19 protein-coding genes are annotated in these 21,239 nt (G+C 72.9%); 8 read left to right on the top strand and 11 right to left on the bottom strand.

Features of this window, described 5'->3' with window-relative positions:
- The first annotated feature begins 23 nt into the window (after positions 1-23).
- Both N8I86_RS24530 and N8I86_RS24525 read left to right on the top strand, forming a co-directional pair.
- Positions 24-1,955, top strand: a complete 1,932-nt coding sequence (locus N8I86_RS24530; protein WP_263278727.1) for a fumarate reductase/succinate dehydrogenase flavoprotein subunit — start codon at positions 24-26, stop codon at positions 1,953-1,955.
- The gene (locus tag N8I86_RS24525; RefSeq protein WP_073889198.1) at positions 1,952-2,722 is read left to right on the top strand and encodes a succinate dehydrogenase/fumarate reductase iron-sulfur subunit; all 771 of its coding nucleotides are present in this window, start codon (positions 1,952-1,954) and stop codon (positions 2,720-2,722) included. The genes N8I86_RS24530 and N8I86_RS24525 overlap by 4 nt, the downstream gene beginning before the upstream one ends.
- Positions 2,723-2,776: 54 nt before the next feature.
- Here N8I86_RS24525 and N8I86_RS24520 read toward each other — a convergent pair whose 3' ends face one another.
- The 7 genes from N8I86_RS24520 to N8I86_RS24485 form a co-directional block, all read right to left on the bottom strand.
- A complete protein-coding gene (locus N8I86_RS24520; protein ID WP_073889197.1) occupies positions 2,777-3,751 on the bottom strand; it encodes a phosphotransferase in 975 nt (324 codons plus the stop codon).
- Positions 3,748-4,869, bottom strand: a complete 1,122-nt coding sequence (locus N8I86_RS24515) for a glycoside hydrolase family 18 protein (protein WP_263278726.1) — start codon at positions 4,867-4,869, stop codon at positions 3,748-3,750. The genes N8I86_RS24520 and N8I86_RS24515 overlap by 4 nt, the downstream gene beginning before the upstream one ends.
- A 1,902-nt stretch (positions 4,870-6,771) precedes the next feature.
- Positions 6,772-9,357, bottom strand: a complete 2,586-nt coding sequence (locus tag N8I86_RS24505) for a SpoIIE family protein phosphatase (protein ID WP_073889194.1) — start codon at positions 9,355-9,357, stop codon at positions 6,772-6,774.
- Between the two features lie 271 nt (positions 9,358-9,628).
- The gene (locus N8I86_RS24500; protein ID WP_073889188.1) at positions 9,629-10,057 is read right to left on the bottom strand and encodes an ATP-binding protein; all 429 of its coding nucleotides are present in this window, start codon (positions 10,055-10,057) and stop codon (positions 9,629-9,631) included.
- A 148-nt stretch (positions 10,058-10,205) separates the two neighbouring features.
- Positions 10,206-10,616, bottom strand: coding sequence for a (deoxy)nucleoside triphosphate pyrophosphohydrolase (locus N8I86_RS24495; RefSeq protein WP_073889187.1), 411 nt, complete (start codon positions 10,614-10,616; stop codon positions 10,206-10,208).
- Positions 10,617-10,646: 30 nt separating this feature from the next.
- Positions 10,647-10,838 (bottom strand): SPOR domain-containing protein, encoded by a 192-nt coding sequence (locus N8I86_RS24490; RefSeq protein ID WP_073889184.1) that lies wholly within the window; start codon positions 10,836-10,838, stop codon positions 10,647-10,649.
- 446 nt (positions 10,839-11,284) lie between these two features.
- Positions 11,285-12,037, bottom strand: a complete 753-nt coding sequence (locus N8I86_RS24485; protein ID WP_073889182.1) for a GntR family transcriptional regulator — start codon at positions 12,035-12,037, stop codon at positions 11,285-11,287.
- A 206-nt stretch (positions 12,038-12,243) separates the two neighbouring features.
- On the opposite strand from N8I86_RS24485, the gene N8I86_RS24480 reads away from it, so the two are divergent.
- Positions 12,244-13,482, top strand: coding sequence for a serpin family protein (locus N8I86_RS24480; RefSeq protein WP_263278725.1), 1,239 nt, complete (start codon positions 12,244-12,246; stop codon positions 13,480-13,482).
- A gap of 7 nt (positions 13,483-13,489) precedes the next feature.
- Here the strand turns inward: N8I86_RS24480 and N8I86_RS24475 are convergent, their stop codons facing one another.
- Positions 13,490-13,930, bottom strand: a complete 441-nt coding sequence (locus N8I86_RS24475; protein ID WP_241840785.1) for a MarR family winged helix-turn-helix transcriptional regulator — start codon at positions 13,928-13,930, stop codon at positions 13,490-13,492.
- A gap of 158 nt (positions 13,931-14,088) precedes the next feature.
- Between N8I86_RS24475 and N8I86_RS24470 the strand changes: the two genes are divergently transcribed.
- The gene (locus N8I86_RS24470) at positions 14,089-15,072 is read left to right on the top strand and encodes an SMP-30/gluconolactonase/LRE family protein (RefSeq protein WP_263278724.1); all 984 of its coding nucleotides are present in this window, start codon (positions 14,089-14,091) and stop codon (positions 15,070-15,072) included.
- Positions 15,073-15,168: 96 nt separating this feature from the next.
- Positions 15,169-15,750, top strand: coding sequence for a Uma2 family endonuclease (locus tag N8I86_RS24465; protein WP_263278723.1), 582 nt, complete (start codon positions 15,169-15,171; stop codon positions 15,748-15,750).
- Positions 15,751-15,816: 66 nt separating this feature from the next.
- On the opposite strand, the gene ychF is transcribed toward N8I86_RS24465, so the two are convergent.
- Positions 15,817-16,905 (bottom strand): redox-regulated ATPase YchF, encoded by a 1,089-nt coding sequence (gene ychF, locus N8I86_RS24460; protein WP_073889177.1) that lies wholly within the window; start codon positions 16,903-16,905, stop codon positions 15,817-15,819.
- A gap of 181 nt (positions 16,906-17,086) precedes the next feature.
- Between ychF and N8I86_RS24455 the strand changes: the two genes are divergently transcribed.
- Positions 17,087-17,635 carry a DUF6542 domain-containing protein gene (locus tag N8I86_RS24455; RefSeq protein ID WP_198960307.1) on the top strand — a complete coding sequence of 183 codons (549 nt, stop codon included), beginning with the start codon at positions 17,087-17,089 and terminating at the stop codon, positions 17,633-17,635.
- Positions 17,636-17,675: 40 nt separating this feature from the next.
- Here N8I86_RS24455 and ppgK read toward each other — a convergent pair whose 3' ends face one another.
- Positions 17,676-18,443 carry a polyphosphate--glucose phosphotransferase gene (gene ppgK / locus N8I86_RS24450; protein ID WP_073889175.1) on the bottom strand — a complete coding sequence of 256 codons (768 nt, stop codon included), beginning with the start codon at positions 18,441-18,443 and terminating at the stop codon, positions 17,676-17,678.
- Positions 18,444-18,507: 64 nt separating this feature from the next.
- Complete coding sequence (locus N8I86_RS24445) at positions 18,508-19,533, bottom strand: 4-hydroxy-3-methylbut-2-enyl diphosphate reductase (protein WP_107423595.1); 1,026 nt, start codon at positions 19,531-19,533, stop codon at positions 18,508-18,510.
- 190 nt (positions 19,534-19,723) lie between these two features.
- On the opposite strand from N8I86_RS24445, the gene xseA reads away from it, so the two are divergent.
- Entirely contained in the window at positions 19,724-20,932 is a 1,209-nt protein-coding gene (xseA, locus tag N8I86_RS24440; protein ID WP_073890395.1) for an exodeoxyribonuclease VII large subunit, read from the top strand.
- Positions 20,929-21,156 (top strand): exodeoxyribonuclease VII small subunit, encoded by a 228-nt coding sequence (locus N8I86_RS24435; RefSeq protein ID WP_073889171.1) that lies wholly within the window; start codon positions 20,929-20,931, stop codon positions 21,154-21,156. The genes xseA and N8I86_RS24435 overlap by 4 nt, the downstream gene beginning before the upstream one ends.
- Positions 21,157-21,239 lie beyond the last annotated feature (83 nt).

The raw sequence follows: 21,239 nt of genomic DNA, 5'->3' as shown, positions 1-21,239 counted from the left end.
AGATTCCAGTGAGGGACTGACTGATGTCCGTGGTGGACCGGCAGGAGTGGGACGTCGTCGTGGTCGGTGCCGGGGGCGCCGGGCTGCGGGCCGCGATCGAGGCGCGCGAGCGGGGCGCCCGTACGGCGGTGATCTGCAAGTCCCTGTTCGGCAAGGCGCACACGGTGATGGCCGAGGGCGGCATCGCGGCGGCCATGGCCAACGCCAACGAGCACGACAACTGGCAGGTGCACTTCCGCGACACCATGCGCGGGGGCAAGTTCCTCAACCAGTGGCGGATGGCCGAGCTGCACGCGCAGGAGGCCCCGGACCGGGTGTGGGAGCTGGAGACCTGGGGCGCGCTGTTCGACCGTACGAAGGACGGCCGGATCTCCCAGCGCAACTTCGGCGGCCACGAGTACCCCCGCCTCGCGCACGTCGGCGACCGCACCGGCCTGGAGCTGATCCGCACCCTCCAGCAGAAGATCGTCGCCCTCCAGCAGGAGGACCACCGGGAGACGGGCGACCACGAGTCCCGGCTGAAGGTCTTCCAGGAGTGCACGGTCACCCGGATCCTCAAGGACGGGGAGCGGGTCTGCGGGGTCTTCGCCTACGACCGCGAGACCGGCCGCTTCTTCGTCCTGGAGGCCCCCGCCGTGGTCGTCGCGACCGGCGGCATCGGCAAGTCCTTCAAGGTCACGTCGAACTCGTGGGAGTACACCGGGGACGGGCACGCCCTCGCCCTGCTCGCGGGCGCGCCACTGCTGAACATGGAGTTCGTGCAGTTCCACCCGACGGGCATGGTCTGGCCGCCGTCGGTGAAGGGCATCCTCGTCACCGAGTCGGTGCGCGGCGACGGCGGGGTGCTGCGGAACTCCGAGGGCAAACGGTTCATGTTCGACTACGTCCCGGACGTCTTCAAGGAGAAGTACGCCGAGTCGGAGGAGGAGGGCGACCGGTGGTACGAGGACCCGGACCACAACCGCCGGCCGCCCGAACTGCTCCCCCGGGACGAGGTGGCCCGCGCGATCAACGCCGAGGTGAAGGCGGGCCGGGGCTCACCGCACGGCGGTGTCTTCCTCGACGTCTCCACCCGGATGCCCGCCGAGGTCATCCGGCGCCGGCTGCCGTCCATGTACCACCAGTTCAAGGAGCTGGCGGACGTCGACATCACGGCGGAGGCGATGGAGGTCGGGCCGACCTGCCACTACGTGATGGGCGGCATCGCCGTCGACTCGGACACGGCGGCCGCGCGCGGGGTGCCGGGACTGTTCGCCGCCGGTGAGGTGGCCGGCGGCATGCACGGCTCCAACCGGCTCGGCGGGAACTCGCTCTCCGACCTGCTGGTCTTCGGCCGCCGGGCGGGCCGGCACGCCGCCGACCATGCCCTGGGACTCGCCGGGGGCCGCCCCGCGGTGGACGACGCCCAGGTCAACACGGCCGCCGCGGAGGCCCTTCGGCCCTTCTCCGCGGAGACCGAGGGCGAGGCGGGACCCCCGGAGAACCCGTACACCCTCCACCAGGAACTCCAGCAGACCATGAACGACCTGGTCGGCATCATCCGCCGCGAGAGCGAGATGGAGCAGGCCCTGCACCGGCTCGCCGAGCTGCGGGTACGGGCGCGCCGGGCCGGGGTGGAGGGGCACCGCCAGTTCAATCCCGGCTGGCACCTGGCCCTGGACCTGCGGAACATGCTGCTCGTCAGCGAGTGCGTGGCGCGTGCCGCGCTGGAGCGCACCGAGTCGCGCGGCGGCCACACCCGCGAGGACCACCCGGCGATGGACCGTGCGTGGCGCAACGTGAACCTGCTCTGCGCCCTCGCCGACCCCACCGGCGGCCTCGCGGCGGCCGACCCCGCCCGGGGCCAGATCCGCCTGAGCCGCGAGACCACCGAACCCGTCCGCCCCGACCTGCTCGCCCTCTTCGAGAAGGAGGAGCTGGTCAAGTACCTCGCCGAAGAGGAGCTGTACGAGTGAGCAGCTACGAGGCCCGTTTCAAGGTGTGGCGGGGCGATGAGCAGGGCGGCGGCCTGACGGACTTCACCGTCGAGGTCAACGACGGTGAGGTGGTCCTCGACATCGTCCACCGCCTCCAGGCCACCCAGGCGCCCGATCTCGCGGTCCGCTGGAACTGCAAGGCGGGCAAGTGCGGTTCGTGCTCGGCGGAGATCAACGGCCGGCCCCGGCTGATGTGCATGACCCGTATGTCGGTGTTCGACCGCGCCGAGACGATCACCCTCACCCCGCTGCGCGCCTTCCCGGTGATCCGGGACCTGGTGACGGACGTCGGCTTCAACTACCAGAAGGCCAGGGAGGTCCCGGCGTTCGTACCGCCCGCCGGCCTGGGTCCCGGCGAGTACCGCATGATGCAGGAGGACGTGGACCGCTCGCAGGAGTTCCGCAAGTGCATCGAGTGCTTCCTGTGCCAGGACACCTGCCACGTGGTGCGTGACCACGAGGAGAACAAGACCGCCTTCGCCGGTCCGCGCTTCCTGATGCGGGTCGCGGAACTCGACATGCACCCGCTGGACTCGGCCGCGGAGGCCGGCCTGGACCGCAAGCGGACGGCCCAGGACGAGCACGGACTCGGCTACTGCAACATCACCAAGTGCTGCACGGAGGTCTGCCCCGAAGGCATCAAGATCACGGACAACGCGCTGATCCCCCTGAAGGAGCGGGCCGTCGACCGCAAGTACGACCCGCTGGTGTGGCTCGGCTCGAAGATCGGACGGCGGTCCTCGTAGCCTCGCGGCCGGGGCGCCGGGCCGGCATCCGCAGGTCCGGCCCGGCCATGACCGTCAGGGCCCCGCCAGGGCCAGGGCCCGCGCCAGGTTGTGTTCCGCGATGCCCCGCATGAGTTCCGGGTGGGGGAAGTCCCCGTCGAGCAGCCGCAGCGGGCCGGCGACCAGGTTCAGGTGCATCGCCAGCCGGTACAGACGCAGCCGGTCCGGGTCCAGACCGGGGGCGCGCAGGCCGTCGTAGTGCGGGCCGAAGCGGAAGCTCAGGAAGACGTGCTCCCACTCGGCGTCGAAGTACATCAGCCCCTCGATGTCGATCAGTGCGGGATGCCCGCCGGCGTCCAGCAGGACGTGGTCGGGGCCCAGTTCGCCGTGGACGAGGCTGTGCGCGGCACGCGGGCGCACCTCGGCGGCGAGCGCCCGCACGCTCTCCTCAAGCCGTGCGCGGTGGGCGGCGATCCGCGGTTCGCGTACGGCGGTCTCGGCGATGTCGGACAGCGCGCGGCCGGTGACGAGCCGGGCGCAGGAGCCGCCGTACGAGGAGGCCCCGCCGTCCGCGACGGCGACCTTGCCGAACCTGTCGGAGCGGCAGGCGCGAAGGGAGGCGAGGGCCTCGGCGAGTTCGCCCAGGGCCGGCCGGGCCGCGTCCGGGTCCCGCCGCAGGGCCTCCTCCAGGCTGCCGCCGGGCAGGTCCTCGACGACGGCCGCGCCCGCCTCGCGGTCCACGTGCAGCAGGCGGGCGGTACGGACACCGGCGGCGGCGAGCCGGTCGTGCGAGGCGGTGAACAGATCGAGGCCGGAGGCGTGCGAGAAGGGGTCGCGGGGGTCGGCGTCGGGCTGCTCCCAGTAGTCCTCGTCCGGGGCCCAGACGTAGGCGATCGCCGTCGTGCCGTCGTCCGTCCGGAGGCGGTAGGCGCCCTTCTTGGATCCGCCGCGCAGCCGGGTGACGGCCGTCAGGCCGCGGTGGGCGCCGAGGGCGGCCCGTGCGAGGGGTGCGAGGTCGGCGGTCGTGCGGTGCCGCCGTCCGGGTGTCATGCGGCCCAGTCTGCCCGGTAGGCCCGCCAGTCCGCCTCCGTCGCCGCGAAGTCGACGTACAGGGCGACGCCGAAGCGGGCGCGGTCGGCGTCGGTCCGGGACAGGCCCAGCCGCACGCCCCGCACGGCCGCGGGGACGGTCTCGGCGTGGGCCCAGTGGCCGAACCGGTTCTCGTGGTAGAAGGGCAGGCCCATGAGGAGGTCCGTGGAGTCGGGGGTGGCCTCCAGGGCGAGGCTGGTCTGCTGGGCCACGTATCCGCCGTAGAGGCTCTCCAGCGGCTGCATGGTGTCGTACGACATGACGGCGATCTGGTCGACCCGGCGGGCCACCTGCCCGAAGTAGGCCTGCGACCACCACTTGGGGTGGCCGGTGGTCGTGCCCCAGAAGGAGTGGAAGGCGGGCAGCGGGTCGATCTGGTGGGCGGCCACGGACAGCAGTGCGTGGTGGGCGTGGGTGAGGGCGCGCAGCTCGTCGAGGAGGTCGAGGTAGTCCCGGTCGCCGGAGTGGAGTGGCTCCAGGTCGAAGTGGGCGCCCTCGAACCCGGCGTCCAGGACGCGGCGGGTGGAGGCGACGATCGCGGCCCGGGTGGCGGCGCGCTCCAGGCGCAGCCCGGCGGGGCCCTCGGTGGCCAGTTTGTCGCCGAGCCAGGCCTGCACCCGCACGCCGGGCAGTTCCCGGTGGACGGCCGAGATCAGCCAACGCGCCCGCGCGTACGCGGAGCCGGGCAGGGTTCCGTCGTGCTCCAGCGGACCGGAGTGGACGTACACATCCCGGATCCCGGTGCCCCGCAGCCGGCCGGCCAGCGCCTCGACGTCGTGGTCCGTCTTGCGGCCGTCCACCCACGCGTGGCCCAGCCAGAGGGCGTCCCGGTGGCGCGTACGGGTCCCGGCGGCCGGGTCCCCTGTGTAGTTGACGCGCAGGGCGGTCTCGGCGGTGAGGAGGGGGACGAGAAGGAGGGCGAGCACGAGGAGGGCGTAGCGGCTGAACCGCCGGAGCCCGCGCCCGGCGCGCTTCCGCGGCGCGCCGGAGCCCGCGGGTTCGGTCGTGGCGCCGTCCGGCCGGGCCGCGTCCTCCTGCGGCTGTTCGGCTTCCGGCCGGTTCGTCCGTCCGGTGTCCATCCCGCCCCCTGTCCGCCTCGTCCCCCACCCGTATCCATCCCGCTCGCGAAGCCGTCTACCTGCCCATACGCTCCGAAATGTGACGTCCTCCCTCATCCGGGGCCGGCCCCGGCGCGCCAAGGCGCACATACGGGTGCGGGTGACGCATGCCGTGCTGGGTGCCGTGGCCGGGGCGGGGTGGCTGGTGCTGCCCCTGATGACGATCAACGCCGGCGAACCGGTTCCCGCGGCCCCCACCGGGCCGGTCGCGGGTGCCGCCGCGCCGCAGGACGAGACGTCCCCCGCCGACCTCGTCCTGCCGCTGGTGGCGGGTGGCGCGGCCGTCGTCCTGGCCGGATACGGCTACCTGCGCCGCACCCGGCGGGCCCGGTCCCGGACGACCCCGGGCATCGTCTCCGTCACCCCGGCCGCCCCCACCCCGGCCGACTCCGAACGCCAGGCGCGGGCCGCGCTGGTGCTGGCCGACGACTGCGTCCGCGCCGGCGGGGAGGAACTGTCCTTCGTGCGGGAGCGGTTCGGGCAGGCGGAGACCGAACGCCTCACGCACGCGCTGGATGCCGCGCGGACCGAGCTGTCGGCCGCGTTCGCGATCTGGCGGCGGTACGAGGAGGGGGTGCCGGAGGATGCGGACGCCCGGCGGCAGGCGCTGGTCGGGGTGATCGGGCGGTGCGCGGAGGCGGGGCGGCGGCTGGACGCCGAGGCGCCGGAGATGGACCGGCTGAGGGGGCTCGACCGGGGCGTGGGCGGGGCGCTGGAGGTCGCCGAGGCGCGGTTCCGGGAGCTGACCGCACGGACGGCGGCCGCCCAGGACGCCGTCGCCGCCCTGCACGTGCGGTTTCCGCCGCCCGCCGCGGAGCCCGTCACCGGGTACGTCGAACAGGCCAAGGACCGGCTGGTGTTCGCCACGACCCACCTCAACGGCTGCCGGCAGGCGGACGACTCCGCCGACCGGACACGGGCCGCGGCCCATCTGCGGGCCGCCGAGGGCGCCATCGCCCAGGCCGGCACCCTGACGACCGCGATATCCCGCCTGACGGCACACCTGGAGGAGGCCGCCGCCCTGGTGCCGCCCGCGCTGACGGGCGCGGAGGCGGAGCTGGCCGGGGCGCGGGAGCCCGAGGGCGAGAAGGCGGAGGACGGTTCGCCCCGCCCGCGTCCTGTGCCGGCCGCCGGTGAGCTGCGGGCGCGGCTGGCGCACGCCGACGGAGTACTGGCCGGTGTCCGCGCGGAGGCGACCTCGGGGCCGTACGACCCGCTGGACGCGCTGCGCCGGATCACGCGGGCCGTGGCCCGGCTGGGGACGGGGCGGGCGGGCGTGCTGGACGCCGCGGCGGTGCTGGTGGCCCGGAGTTCCGTCGCCGGGGCGGAGGAGTTCACGGCGGTGCACCGGGGCGCGGTGGGCGCGGAGGCGCGGGCCCGGCTGGCCGAGGCGACGCGGTCGCTCGCCGCGGGGGACGCCGAAGCGGCCGACACGGTGTCACGACAGGCGCGGGACCTGGCCGAACGGGACGTGCGCACGCACGGCACCCCGTACGTCGGCACCGACGGCGACCCGGCGGGGCCGGCCGGGGCCGTGCTCGGCGGGATCCTCCTGGCCGAGGACCCCGACGGCGGCCCCCGGCCGCCTACGGCGGCCCGGCCACCCGCGGCAGACACCACTTCCGCCCGCCCCCGTGACGGCCCGCACGCCGACGGCGGGCGCCGATCGCGTGCTTCCGGCCGGGCTGGCACCGTGTCTCGAACCGGCCGTTGCCCTGTGAGCGACGGCCCGGCGGGACCGCGCCCCAGGCAAAGCCGACCGCGGCCGGTCACCGGCGCCGACGGCAGGCCCATGCTCCGGCCAACGACCGCTACGGCGGGGCCCGACCGGGCGCGGGTGCCGGTGGCGGCCGGGGCGTGGGGTCAGAAGAGGCTGAGCAGTGCCTCCGCCGGGTCGGTCAGGCCGTTCTCGCCGCCCGGCAGCGGCAGCTCGAACCACACCGTCTTGCCCCGGGGTGTGCGCCGTGATCCCCATGCCGCGCTCAGCAGTCCGACCAGTTGCAGACCCCGGCCGCCCTCGTCCGTGTCCCGGGCCCGTCGCCGCCGGGGCTGGACGAGCCCCGAGTCCCACACCTCGCACACCAGGGTCCGGTCCAGCAGCAGCCGGAGCCGTATCTCCCCCTCGCCGTACCGCAGCGCGTTCGTCACCAGCTCGCTCACCAGCAGTTCGGCGGTGTCGACCAGCGGCTCCAGGTCCCAGCTGAGCAGCTGCCCGCGGGCGTACTCCCGGGCCCGCCCCACACTGCGCGGCTCGCGCGGCAGCGTCCAGTCGCCGACGGACTCGGCCGGCAGCCCCTGCACACGGGCCATCAGCAGGGCGATGTCGTCCTCGCCGTGGTGGGTGTCGAGGGTGTTGAGCACGTGGTCGCAGACGTCCTCCAGCGGCCGGGAGGGATCCGTGAGCGCGCCCACGAACGCCTGCAGGCCCTCGTCAAGGGGGTGGTCGCGGGACTCGACGAGCCCGTCCGTGTAGAGGGCGAGCAGCGCCCCCTCGGGGAGTTCGACCTCCACCTCCTCGAACGGCTCCCCGCCCACGCCGAGCGGCATGCCGGGCGGCACGTCGAGCATCAGCGCGGCCTCACCGGGCTCGACCAGGACCGGCGGCAGATGGCCGGCGTTGGCGAACGTACATCGCCTGGTCACGGAGTCGTAGACGGCGTACACACAGGTCGCCAGGTACACCTCGGAGAGGTCGGCGTCCCGGGGCTGCCGGGCCGTGCGCGTGGCCTGCTGGACGCCACCCGGGGTGCCGAGCCCCCGCGCGATCTCGTCCAGCGCCGACAGCACCTCGGCCGGTTCCAGGTCCAGCAGGGCCAGCGTGCGGACCGCCGTGCGCAGCTCGCCCATGGCGACGGCCGCCCGCAGTCCCCGGCCCATCACGTCGCCCACCACCAACGCGGTGCGGTGCCCGGGCAGTTCGATCACGTCGAACCAGTCACCGCCGACCTCCGTGGCCGCGTTGCCGGGCAGGTAGCGGCAGGCGATGTCCAGTCCGGAGGCCTCCGGGTCGCCGGGCGGGAGCAGGGACCGTTGCAGTATCAACGCGCGTTCGTGCTCGCGGCGGTACAGCCGGGCGTTGTCGATGCAGACCGCGGCGCGCGCGGCCAGCTCCACCGCGAGGTCCCGGTCGCGCTCGCCGAACGGCTCGCTGCCCTTGGTCCGCGCGAACCGGGCGAGTCCGACGACCGTGTCGTGGGCGACCATCGGCACGGCCAGCGTGGACTGCACGAGGCCGCCCTCCTCGGCGGGCACGGCATGCGGCCGGGCGGTGCGCAAAGCGTCGGCGCAGGGCGAGTTGAAGGGGAAGTGGTGGACCGCGCCGATCTCGACGGAGTCGCCGGATCCGCTGAGGGGCGCGTCGGCGACGGCGCTGGCGAAGGCGACGCGGCGGAGTTCGGCGCTGCCGTCGGCGAGCCCCGGCGGTGCCTCGTCGCCGGCCAGCAGTCCCTGGTAGAGGTCGACGGTGGCGAGGTCGCAGAAGCCGGGGACGACCACGTCGAGGAGCTCGCGGGCCGTGGTCTCCAGGTCCAGGGAGTTGCCTATGCGGGCGCCGGCCTCGTTGAGCAGGGCGAGGTTGCGCCGGGCGGCGGCCGCCTCGCGGGCCGCGGCGCGGCGGGCGGTGATGTCGGTGCCCAGCCAGGCGATGCCGATGGGCCGGCCGCTGCCGCTGTGCACACGGTAGAGGTTGACCGACCAGTGCCGGCGTTCCTCGGAGCCCGGGACGAATCCGGTGACGTGCATGTCGGTGATCGACTCGCCGCTCTCCAGCACCCGCCGCAGGGTGGCCGAGACCCGCTCGGCCTCACCGCGCGGGAGGTAGTCGTGAACTCCCTTGCCGCGGTGGTCGTCCGGGGTTCCGCCGAAGACGGAGGCGAACCGCTCGTTCGCCCGCCGGACCCGCAGGTCGGTGTCGATCAGCAGGAATCCGAAGGGGGATTGACCGAATATCGCCTGCGAGGCGGCGAGGTCGGTCTCGATGCTGCGCAGGGTGCGCACGTCCACGACGATGCAGACGGCGGCCTTGTCGCCCTCGGCGGTCCGGGTGGGCATCACGTAGACCTCGGCGAGGCCGTCCTCGCCGCGGCCGCCGTCCGCCGTACCCGGCGCCCGGAAAGGTACGACCCCGGTCCACTCCCGCCCGTCGAGGATTTCGGCCATCTTGCGCTGACCGCGGTCGCGCAGATCGGAGTCGATGAACGCCTCTATGGGGTCGATGCCCACGGCGCGTTCGGCGGGGATGCCGAGCAATTGCTCGGCGCGCAGGCTCCACTGGTCGACCAGACCGCCGGGACCGATGGAGAAGGACGCGACCTTGATGTAGTCGTAGATCGAACCGGGCGGACTGCTCTGCCACATGGCGTCGCCGGGTGCCGCGGCATCCGCGGCCTGCTGCCTCGCGCCGTCCGACGGGTCCTCGGACTCCGTGGCCTTCGCTGGTATCTCGCTCACGCGAACCGTCCCCTCCAGCTCACCGCGTCCGGCACCGGTCACCGGAGGCGGCTGCCCGCAGTATCCAGCACTACGGTGCCGCACGACACGGTGTTCACGATCACAGCTCGGTCCAGGTGTTTTTCGGACCGGTCCGTGACAACACTTCCACTCTTCTAACCAGGGAACACGCCCGCGAATCACACACACGCGGACCGGCCGGAGAGCGGAGCGCGATCGACGGCACCCCGGCGTACGTCCGGCCCCGCGCGAGCCCCCCTGTGCTCCCCCCTCACCCGGGCAGCGCCAGTTCGAACCAGACGGTCTTTCCGTTCGCGCCGGGACGGGTGCCCCAGCGGCGTGCGGATTGGGCGACCAGTTGCAGACCGCGCCCGTTCTCGTCCTCAAGGCGGGCGACACGCTCGCGCGGGGGGTCCGGGAGCGGGTCGGAGACCTCCACGAGCAGCGCGCCGTCGAGTCCGCCGGGACGCACCAGCCGTACGCCGATGGGCCCGGTGGCGTGGCGCAGGGAGTTGGTCACCAGCTCACTGACCAGCAGGGCGGCGAGGTCGGCCAGACAGTCGAGGCCCCAGCCGTGCAGCTGGCCGCGTACGGCGGCGCGTGCGGTGCGCACCGCTCCAGGTTCCGCGGGAAAGGACCACTCGGCGCAGTCGCCATCGGTCTCGATCACGCCGATCACTTCCCAGGCCAGCGAGCGCACCCATGTCCGGTTTCGTGGGGTTAATGGGCACATACCCGATATCTCGCGGGCAGTACCGCGCCGGAGGGCGCACTGTGGCACGAACGGCGTACGACTAGTCCGGCGCGGCGGGCCGAGCGCCGGACCGGTGCCGGTGCCGGGCATCCGGTCAGAAGGAGGCCAGCGCCTCGACCTCGCGGACCGCCGCCACGTCCTGGTCGAGCCAGGGCACGTCCCAGACCTCGGCCGGGGTCAGCCAGCGCAGCTCGTCGTGGTCCTGGAGGGGTTCGGGGGCCGGCGAGCCGGGGCGGAGGCGGGCGGTCCACACCTGGAGGACGTACGGCGTCCGCAGCGGCCACTCCCCCGGTACGCGCTCGACCGGCTCGGCGTCGATGCCGAGTTCCTCGCGGAGTTCGCGCACCAGGGCGTCCTCGGGGCGTTCGGCCGCCTCGACCTTGCCGCCGGGCAGCTCCCAGCGCCCGGCCAGTTCGGCGGGCGCGCTGCGGCGCGCGGCGAGCAGCCGGCCGTCGTCGAGCAGGGCGGCTCCCACCACCACGATGCGTTCGGTCCTGGGCGTCATGGGGCGGAGCCTACGGGAGTGCGCGCCTGGTCAGTTGCGCGTGCCGTCCCCGTTCTGGCCGATGCGTTCCACCCAGTAGAGCTGCTTGTGCCCCCGGTCGTCGAAACTGTCGGCGATCTTCTGGGCCTCGGCCCGTGTCGCGTACCGTCCGACGCGGTAGCGATTGCCGTTGTCGTCCTGCCGTATCACGATCCAGGGCAGAGAGACCGTGTTCTCACTCATGGCCCTCACCGCCCGGGTCACTCCTTCTCGCACCGCCCCACCCTCCACGACGCTCGGCTGCGCTCGCCCGGGGCCCCCGTCCCGTTCCGGGCCCCCGCCGTGCCCCGCCTAAGGAAACCGCAATCCGCATATGCCCGAGCGTACGCCCAACCTTCACGCACCGAATACGCCTTTTCACAAAGAGGTACGCAACCAGCCAGAACGGTGGGGGCGCACGGGACCGAACGCGCCGTCCCGGACGACCCCCACTGGGAGGGACGTCCGCTCGGCGGAAATGGGGATCACCTGGGAGAACGGCCGGATTGCAGCGGCCTGCCGGGCGGGGGTCATGGCCGGGCGACGGCGCGGACCGCACACCCGGTGCGCACCGGGTGTGCGCTACCTCACTCGGCGGGCGCGCGGACTCCTCGCCGCCGCCCCGCCCGGGCGGGGGTTACCAGGGGGCGTCACTTCACGGGCAGGTGGTACGCGACCCGGTAGCGGTCGGCCGGGATCACCACGTCGGCGGTCTCCACCGGGCGGCCGGAGGCGAAGTAGGTGCGCTGGATGACCAGGACGACATGGCCCGGGACGCCGCCGAGCAGGTGCAGTTCCTCCGCGAGGCCGGGGCGGGCGCCGACCTCCTCGGTGACGTTGTCCACGATGACGTCGATGGCCCGCATGCGCTCGGCCACGCCCATACCGCCGAGGGGGCCCTCCTCGGGGAGCATCACGGGGGTGCGGCCGGTGACGGCCAGCGGCTCCCAGGAGGTGGAGAGCATCATCGGCTCGCCGCCCTCCCGGAACAGGTAACGGGTGCGCATGACCCGCTCCCCGGCCTGGATCGCCAGCCGGTCGGCGATGACGGCACCGGCCTCGGCCTGCTCGCTGCTGGATTCCCAGGTGCCGCGCACCGAGGCGTCGGCCTGCTCCTGCCGGAAGGGCGTGGCACCGCCGGACGGGCGGTACCCGGAGCGGGACACCCTCCGGGGCACGGGCCGCTCCCGCACGTACGTCCCCGAACCGGAGCGGCCCTCGACCAGCCCCTCGGCCATCAGCACCTTGCGGGCCTCCAGGGCGACCGTGTCCGAGACGCCGTACTCCTCGCGGATGCGGGCCTGTGAGGGAAGCCGGGTGTGGGGTGGCAGTGAACCGTCGACGATCTTCTTGCGGAGATCACCCGCGACGCGCAGGTACGCCGGCTGCTCACCGAAAGTCACTGGCCGCTCCCATCAGGTTGTACAGACAGCAACAGCGTGGCAACCGTGGGTTGTGCCATGCAAGCGAAGGCCAGAGAATCACTCGATGTGATGACAAAAGAGCCGCAGGGTCTTCACGCAGGCACTTTCCTCCCTCTATAGGGGTGCTCATCTCGCGGCGCACTCACACCTGGACGACCCGGACGACAGAGACGAGCGAGGGCGGAATGACGGCGGAGACACGTGCGCGGGGCAGAGTGGGCAGCCGGGCCGTCCGGGCGGTGAACGGGCTCACCGCACGATGGGCGGCGACCGTGCGGGACGGCACGGTCTTCTCGGCGGCCGGCGTCTGGCCCCTGCTGGCCTTCCTCGCCGACGGTGCGGCAGGACCGGCACGGTCCGAACTGGCCGAGGCACTGGGCCTGCCGGCCGATCAGGCGGCCTTCGTGGGGCGGGAGTTGATCACCGGCATGGCCGCCGTGCCGGGCCTGGACAGCGCGGTGGGGCTGTGGACCGCGCGGACGCTCGAACTGCGCCCGGAATGGGCGGCGGGGCTGCCCGCCGGGATGCACGGCGTACTCACCGGGGACGTGCCCGCGGACCGGAGAGCCATGGACACCTGGGCGGTGGAGCGCACCGGAGGTCTGGTCGAGCGGCTGCCCCTGCCGGTGACGGAGGCGACCGAACTGGTGCTGGCGAACGCGCTCACGATGCGCACCGAGTGGCTGACACCGTTCGACGAGGTGCCGCTGGAGACGGCGTACGGACCGTGGGCCGCCACCGAACGGCTGGGCCTGCGGCGCTCGACCGCCGTGCTCGACCGCATCGGCGTCGTGGACACCCCGCACGGCCGGGTGACCCGGCTGACGGTGCTGGGACGCCACGCGCTGGACGTGCACCTGCTGCTCGGCGAGGAGGGGACGGACCCGGGCCGGGTGCTGGGAGCGGGCGTCGGCGCCCTCGCCGGGCAGCACACGGTCCTGCCGGGGCCGCGGCTGCCCTACGGGGCGGTGGGTCCCGGCCTGACCGTACGACGGGAACGCGGCACGAGCCCCCGGCCGCCCACGCTCGACGTCACGACGGCCGCCTTCGACCTGCGCGCGAGCCACGATCTGCGGGCCTCTCCACGGCTGTTCGGACTCACGACGGCCATGGACACCGACCGCGGCCACTTCCCCGGCATCAGCGGCGGCCACCCGCTCGCCCTCGACGCGGCGGAGCAGTCGGCTATGGCCAGGTTCGGCGCGCTGGGGTTCAGGGCGGCCGCGGTCACCGCCTTCGGGGCGGTGGCGGGCGGCGTACCGGACCCGCGGTACGTGACGACGACGGTCGACGCCCGCTTCGACCGGCCCTTCGGCTTCCTCGCCCTGCACCGGCACTCCCGGCTGGTGCTGGCGGCGGGCTGGGTGACGGATCCGCCGCCGTTCCCCGAGGACCCGGAGGAGGAGTGGAAGGAGCGCCGGTGACGGCCTCTCAGGGACGCTGATCCTCAAGGACGTCGACGCAGCGGGCGAGGAGAGCGGCCAGCGCCTCCCGCTCCTCGGCGCTGAACTCGGCGGCGAGGGCCCGCTCCACGCGTACGGCGCGGGCGTCGGCGTCGGCCAGTACGGCGCGGCCCTCGTCGGTGAGGCGGGTCTCCAGGACGTTCCTGTGCCACTCGTGCGGAGTGCGCGCGATCAGGCCGCGGTCCTGGAGGTTCCTCAGGACCGTGGTCATGGTGGGCGGCGTGACCCCGCACAGCCGGGCCAGGGCGGCCGCGGAGATGCCGGGCTTGTCGGAGAGGTGGAGCAGGGCGGCGTACTGGGCGACCGTCACGCCCGCCGGCTTCAGCACCGCGGTCTTGGTCGCGTTGAGAGCCTGCTCGGCCCGCTTGAGGTGGGAGCCGAGGCGCTCGGAGGCGGGCATGGAGGTCATCACCCGCGCATGCTAGCGGGCACGTACATCCATGCCGCCCCTGGCACCCGCACCACCCGACAGGCTCATTAATGCATTGACGATCGTTAGAGCTCTAACTTACCTTCGTGCACGCATCCATGGAATGGCTCAACCGATCCCGAGAGGCACCGCCACCCGTGTCCCCTTCGATCCACCGCCGCACGTTCCTGACCGCCACCACGGCCGCTGCGCTGGCCGTCGCCGCTCCCGGGCAGGCCCGGGCGGCCGGACCGCGCGTCTCCACGGCCTTCACCCTCCCCGGCGAGCGCGCCTACCCCGAGGGCATCGCCCTCGACCCACGCACCGGGGACGCGTACGTCGGTTCGTTCACCACCGGCGCGGTCTACCGCGCCGCCGCCGGGAGCCGCACCGCCGAGGTGTACCTCCCCGCCGGCACCGACGGCCGGACCACCGCCAACGGCCTGAAGACCGACCGCAGGGGCCGCCTGTGGGTCATCGACTCGACCACCGGCGTCGACGTCTACGACCTGCGGGACCGCTCCCTGCTGGCGCGCTTCGAGATCCCGGACGGCGAACAGCGCTTCCTGAACGACCTCACGATCACCGCCGACGGCACGGCGTACGTCACCGACAGCGTCCGTCCGCTCGTGTACCGCGTCACCCCGGCCGAGGTGAGCCGCGCCCGCGGCGGCCGCGCACCCCTGACCGCGCGCTACGACCTGAGCGCGGCCGTCCCCGCACAGCCCGGCGCGGCCTACACCCTGAACGGCATCGTCGCCGACCCGTCCGGCCGCCTGCTCTTCACCGTCGACATGACCGGCGGCGGCCTGTACCGGGTCGCCGTGGCCGACGGCTCGGTGCGCCGGGTCGCGCTGCACGGCGGCGACCTGGTGCACGGCGACGGCCTGGAGCTGGTGGGCCGCACCCTGTGGGCCGCGCACAACGCGACCAACACGCTGACCCATTGGCACTTGTCGGCGGACGGCACCGAGGCCCGCCTCCGGCGCACCCTGACCGACCCCGCCCTGCAGATCCCGACCACCCTGGCCCACCACCGCGACGGCCTGCTGGTGGTCCGCTCCCAGTTCGACAAGGGCGGCCCGATGGGCCCGGGCACCCCGGAGACCCCCTTCACGGTGGCCCGGGTGACGGGGCTGTGATCCACCCGGGGGGCGGAGGCCTCCGGGGCGCCGGGAAGGGGGGCACCCCTTGACGATCTCGTCGCCTCCGCCGCCCCGAGTGGCTACGATTTGACCATGACCGCACTGCCCGACTGGATGCGCCCGCCGCGCTCGGAAGGCTGGTTCGCGGAGGACCTGGACCGCCTCCCCGAGGCACCCCGCCACACCGAGCTGATCGACGGAGCCCTCGTCTTCATGATGTCGCCCCAGCGGTCCTGGCACGGCCGCCTCGTCACGTCCCTCACCACCGCGCTCATGGCGACCACACCCGCCGATTTCGAGATCGAGCGGGAAATGACGATCCGCCTTGACGAGCGCAATCGTCCGGAGCCGGATCTGCTCGTGACGACCGCTGCCTACGATCCGGACCGCACGTGGTACGCGCCGGAGATGGTCCAGCTCGTCATCGAGGTCGTCTCCCCCGAGTCCGCCCACCGGGACCGCACGGTCAAGCTCCGCAAGTACGCGGAGGCCGGCATCCCGCACTACTGGTGCATCGAGGACGAGGACGGCGCTCCTGTCGTCCACGTCTACGAACTCGACGAGCCGACCGGCGTCTACGCCCCCGCGGGCATCTTCCGGGGCACCCTCGAACGGCCCGTGCCCTTCGAGATCAGCCTGGACCTCGACAGGCTCGTCCCGCCGAGGAGCGTGTAGGAGCCGGCGCCGACTCGGCACACGGAAAGGGGCCGGACTCACCGAGCCCGGCCCCTTTCCGGCGGTTCAGACGTTGAAGCGGAACTCCACCACGTCGCCGTCCTGCATGACGTAGTCCTTGCCCTCCATGCGCGCCTTGCCCTTGGCGCGGGCCTCGGCCACCGAGCCGGCGTCGACCAGGTCGCCGAAAGAGATGACCTCGGCCTTGATGAAGCCCTTCTGGAAGTCGGTGTGGATGACACCGGCCGCCTCGGGGGCCGTCGCGCCCTTCTTGATGGTCCAGGCGCGGGACTCCTTGGGGCCGGCCGTCAGGTAGGTCTGCAGGCCCAGGGTGTTGAAGCCGACACGGGCCAGGGTGGCGAGGCCCGGCTCCTCGGCGCCCACCGACTCCAGCAGCTCCAGGGCGTCCTCCTCGTCGAGCTCGGCGAGGTCCTGCTCCAGCTTGGCGTTGAGGAAGATCGCCTCGGCGGGGGCGACCAGGGCGCGCTGCTCGTTCTTGAAGTCCTCGTCGACCAGTTCGTCCTCGTCGACGTTGAAGACGTAGAGGAACGGCTTGGTGGTGAGCAGGTGCAGGTCGTGCAGCAGCTCGTTGCGCTCGGTGCCCTGGACGATGCCGTGCGCGAAGAGCGTGTCGCCCTTCTCCAGGATCTCCTTGGCCTCCTCGACGGCCTTGACCTTGGGCGCGATGTCCTTCTTGATCCGCGACTCCTTCTGGAGCCGGGGCAGGACCTTCTCGATGGTCTGGAGGTCGGCGAGGATCAGCTCGGTGTTGATCGTCTCGATGTCGTCCTTCGGCGAGACCTTGCCGTCGACGTGGACGACGTTCTCGTCCTTGAAGGCGCGGATGACCTGGCAGATCGCGTCGGACTCACGGATGTTCGCGAGGAACTTGTTGCCCAGGCCCTCACCCTCGGACGCGCCGCGCACGATGCCGGCGATGTCCACGAAGTCGACCGTGGCCGGAAGGATGCGCTCCGACTTGAAGATCGAGGCCAGCTGGGCGAGACGGGCGTCGGGCACACCGACGACGCCGACGTTCGGCTCGATCGTGGCGAACGGGTAGTTGGCCGCCAGCACGTCGTTCTTGGTCAGGGCGTTGAACAGGGTCGACTTGCCGACATTCGGCAGGCCGACGATTCCGATCGTGAGCGACACGTTGCGACTTCCCGTAGATGAGTGGGCCAGGGGCTGCCAGGGGCCAGGAGACACTGGCCGATCCACCAGTCTACGGCGTTCCCGGGGGCGGGCTCGCGGGAGCGTCGAACGCCCGGCCAACCTCCTCTCATCGGCGTGTCCGAGGGCCGATTCGGCACATAAACAGACCTAAGTTGGTCCAGTGGAGCAACACAGAACGCGACCCCCGAACGACGGAAGGCGACGTGGCACGCCGCACGGCTCTCTGCCGTCGCAGGCCGGACGCCGGTCCGGTGGAGCACGGCCCGGACGGGCGGAACGGCCGTTACGACAGGTCCGGGGCGCCCGGCAGGCGCCGCGGGGCCCGCGGCTGCCCGACCTGCGGCTGACCGGCCTCGGCAGCGGCCTGTTCTGCGGCGCGGCGACGTTCCTGCTCGGCTTGTTGGACTGGTTGCTGTTCGACGGGTCCCTGCCCGTGTACGGGGTGCTGTTCCTGCCGGTGTGCGTGCTGACCGCGCTCTGGGTGCGCGAGGGGGACGTGCTGTCCGCGCCCGTGGTCGTGCCGATCGCGTTCGTCGTGGGGCTGCTCCCCCTCGCCGGCGGCGACGGGGGACTGACCGGCCGCATGGTGGGGCTGGCCACCGGCCTCGCCACCCAGGCCGGCTGGCTGTACGGGGGGACGCTCGTCGCGGGGGTGATCGTGCTCGTCCGCCGGGTGCGGTGGGTACGGCGGCGCCGCCGGCGGGGCTGAGCGGGACCCGGGACCGCGGGGCGGCCGCCGCGCGGTCCCGCTAGCCCCGGCCCTGCCGGCCCCGGCCCTCCTGGGCCGCTCTCATCGCCGCCCCCACGATCCCCGCGTTGTTCTGCAGCTGCGCGGGGACGATCTCGGCCTCGATGCCCTCGATGAGGTGCAGGAACTTGTCGGACTTGCGGCTGACCCCGCCGCCGATGATGAACAGCTCCGGCGAGAACAGCATCTCGACGTGCGCCAGGTACTTCTGGACGCGGTGCGCCCACTGCTGCCAGGTCAGGTCGTGGTCGTCCTTGGCCTTGCTGGAGGCGCGCTTCTCCGCGTCGTGGCCGTTCAGCTCCAGGTGGCCCAGCTCCGTGTTCGGCACGAGGACGCCGTCCACGAAGACGGCGCTGCCGATGCCGGTGCCGAAGGTGAGCAGGATGACCGTGCCCCGGCGGCCCTGCCCGGCGCCGAACTGCATCTCGGCGACGCCCGCCGCGTCGGCGTCGTTGACCACGGTCACCGGCAGGCCGCCGAGCCTGCCCCCGAACAGGACGCGCGCGTCGGTGTCGATCCAGCTCTTGTCGACGTTCGCCGCCGTGCGGACCGTGGCGCCGCCGGTGACCACTCCGGGGAAGGTCAGCCCGACCGGGCCGGTCCAGCCGAAGTGGTCGACCACCTGCTTGACCCCGTCGGCCACGCCGTCGGGCGTCGCCGGATGCGGGGTGAGCACCTTGCAGCGCTCCTGGGCCAGGGTGCCCCCGTCCAGGTCCACAGGGGCACCCTTGATCCCGGATCCGCCGATGTCCACGCCGAAGATCTGCATGGCACCACGTTACGACGGACCACTGACGGTCACTACGGTGAGCGGCGGAGTGATCCGCCGGCCGTCACTCGGCGGCGGTGCCCGCGGCGCCCGAGCCGCCGCGCTCGGCGACCAGGACGGCCGCCTCGTCGCGCAGGTCCCGGCGCAGTTCCTTGGGCAGCGAGAAGGTGATGGACTCCTCGGCCGCCTTGACGATCTCCACGTCGCCGTAACCGCGCTGGGCGAGCCACTCCAGGACCTGCTCGACCAGCACCTCGGGCACGGAGGCGCCGGAGGTGACGCCGACCGTGGTGACGCCCGCCAGCCAGGCCTCGTCGATCTCGTCGGCGAAGTCCACCAGGTAGGCGGCGCGGGAGCCGGCCAGCTTGGCGACCTCGACCAGCCGCTTGGAGTTGGAGGAGTTGCGGGAGCCGACGACGATGACCAGTTCGGCCTCGGCGCCCATCTGCTTCACGGCGAGCTGGCGGTTCTGCGTGGCGTAGCAAATGTCGTCGCTGGGCGGGGAGACGAGCCCGGGGAACTTGGTCTTCAGGGCGTCGACGGTCTCCATGGTCTCGTCGACGGACAGGGTGGTCTGGGACAGCCACACGACCTTGGACGGGTCGCGGACCTCGACCTTGGCGACGTCCTCGGGTCCGTCGACGAGCTGGATGTGCTCGGGGGCCTCGCCGGAGGTGCCGATGACCTCCTCGTGGCCCTCGTGGCCGATCAGGAGGATGTCGAAGTCGTCGTTCGCGTAGCGGACGGCTTCCTTGTGGACCTTGGTGACCAGCGGGCAGGTGGCGTCGATGGTGGCGAGCCGGCCCTGGCGGGCCTCCTCGTGCACGACGGGGGCGACGCCGTGCGCCGAGAACATGACGATGTTGCCGGGCGGCACCTCCTCCGTCCGCTCGACGAAGACGGCGCCCTTCTTCTCCAGGGTCTGCACGACGTACTTGTTGTGGACGATCTCGTGCCGGACGTAGATCGGGGCCCCGTACTGCTCGAGGGCCTTCTCGACGGCGATCACGGCGCGGTCCACACCGGCGCAGTAGCCCCGGGGGGCGGCGAGCAGGACACGGCGGCCAGGCGAAGCGGTCATGCGTCCCATCGTAAGGCCGCGTCCGGTGCCGCGGAGATCGCGTCCCCGCTCTGCCGCGGGGAACACGGGAACCCCTGTCCGACACCGGAACGGCGGCCTCCGCGCGGACGCCCGCCCGCGCGGCGCGTGGCCACCGCGGGCCCCGGCACCGCAGGCCGGCGGCCCCTCGCTGTCGGTACCGGCCGATACGCTCGGGCGCATGGCTGTCAACACGTCCCCCGAAGCGCCGCTGCCCGTCGGTGAGGTGTCCCGGATGATCGGGGGCTGGATCGACCGGCTCGGGGCGGTGTGGGTCGAGGGGCAGATCACGCAGCTGTCGCGGCGGCCCGGTGCCGGCGTCGTGTTCATGACGTTGCGCGATCCGTCGCACGACATGTCGGTCAGCGTGACCTGCTACCGGCAGGTCTTCGATGCCGTCGCCGATGTCGTCGGCGAGGGCGCGCGTGTCGTGGTCCTGGCGAAGCCCGAGTGGTACGCCCCGCGCGGCCAGCTGTCGTTGCGGGCAGCCGAGATAAGGCCCGTCGGCGTCGGTGAGCTGCTGGCGCGGCTGGAGCGGCTGAAGAAGGCGCTCGCGGCCGAGGGGCTGTTCGCGCCGGAGCGGAAGAAGCCGCTGCCGTTCCTGCCGCAGCTGATCGGGCTGGTGTGCGGCCGCGCCTCCGCGGCGGAGCGGGACGTGCTGGAGAACGCCCGGCACCGCTGGCCCGCCGTCCGCTTCGAGGTGCGCAACGTCCCCGTCCAGGGCGTGCACGCCGTGCCGCAGGTCGTGCAGGCGGTGAAGGAGCTGGACGAGATGGACGGCGTGGACGTCATCATCGTCGCCCGCGGCGGGGGCAGCGTGGAGGACCTGCTGCCCTTCTCCGACGAGCAGCTCGTACGGGCGGTGTCGCAGTGCCGTACGCCCGTCGTGTCGGCCATCGGGCACGAGCCGGACAGTCCGCTCCTGGATCACGTCGCCGACCTGCGCGCCTCCACTCCGACGGACGCGGCGAAGAAGGTCGTGCCGGACGTGGGCGAGGAGTTCGAGCGGGTGCGGATGCTGCGGGACCGCGCGCGGCGCTGCGTGAACGCGTCGCTGGAGCGGGAGGAGCGGGGCCTCGCGCACGCGCTGGCCCGGCCCTGCATGGAGGACCCGCACCGCATGATCGACGAGCGGTCCGATCACGTGGTCTCCCTGACCGAGCGGAGCCGGCGGACGCTCGGCCATCTGCTGGACCGCGCGGACTCGGAGCTGACGCACACCCACGCGCGCGTGGTGGCCCTCTCCCCCGCGGCGACGCTCAAGCGGGGTTACGCGGTGCTGCAGAAGGCCGACGGGCACGCGGTCCGGGATCCGGAGGAGGTCGCGCGGGGCGAGGCGCTGCGCGCCCGTGTCGCCGACGGCGAATTCACAGTGAAGGTAGGGGAATGACGGGCAAGGTGGACGAGACGCTCTCGTACGAGCAGGCGCGGGACGAGCTGGTCGAGGTCGTCCGGCGGCTGGAGGCGGGCGGGACGACGCTGGAGGAGTCCCTGGCGCTGTGGGAGCGCGGCGAGGAGCTGGCCAAGGTGTGCCGGCGCTGGCTGGAGGGGGCGCGGGCGCGGCTGGACGCGGCGCTGGCCGAGGAGGAGTCCGAGGGCGAGGACACCGAGTAGCCGGACCCGGGAGGCTGTGAAGCGGATCACCGCACCCCGGTATTTGTTGAACATTGAACTTCCTTTGTCGTAAGGTCGTGCCG

It is taken from the genome of Streptomyces albidicamelliae (genome assembly GCF_025642175.1).
GTDB lineage: Bacteria > Actinomycetota > Actinomycetes > Streptomycetales > Streptomycetaceae > Streptomyces > Streptomyces albidocamelliae.
Note: the sequence above shows the minus strand (reverse complement) of the source record. Positions and strands in the feature narration are given on the sequence as shown.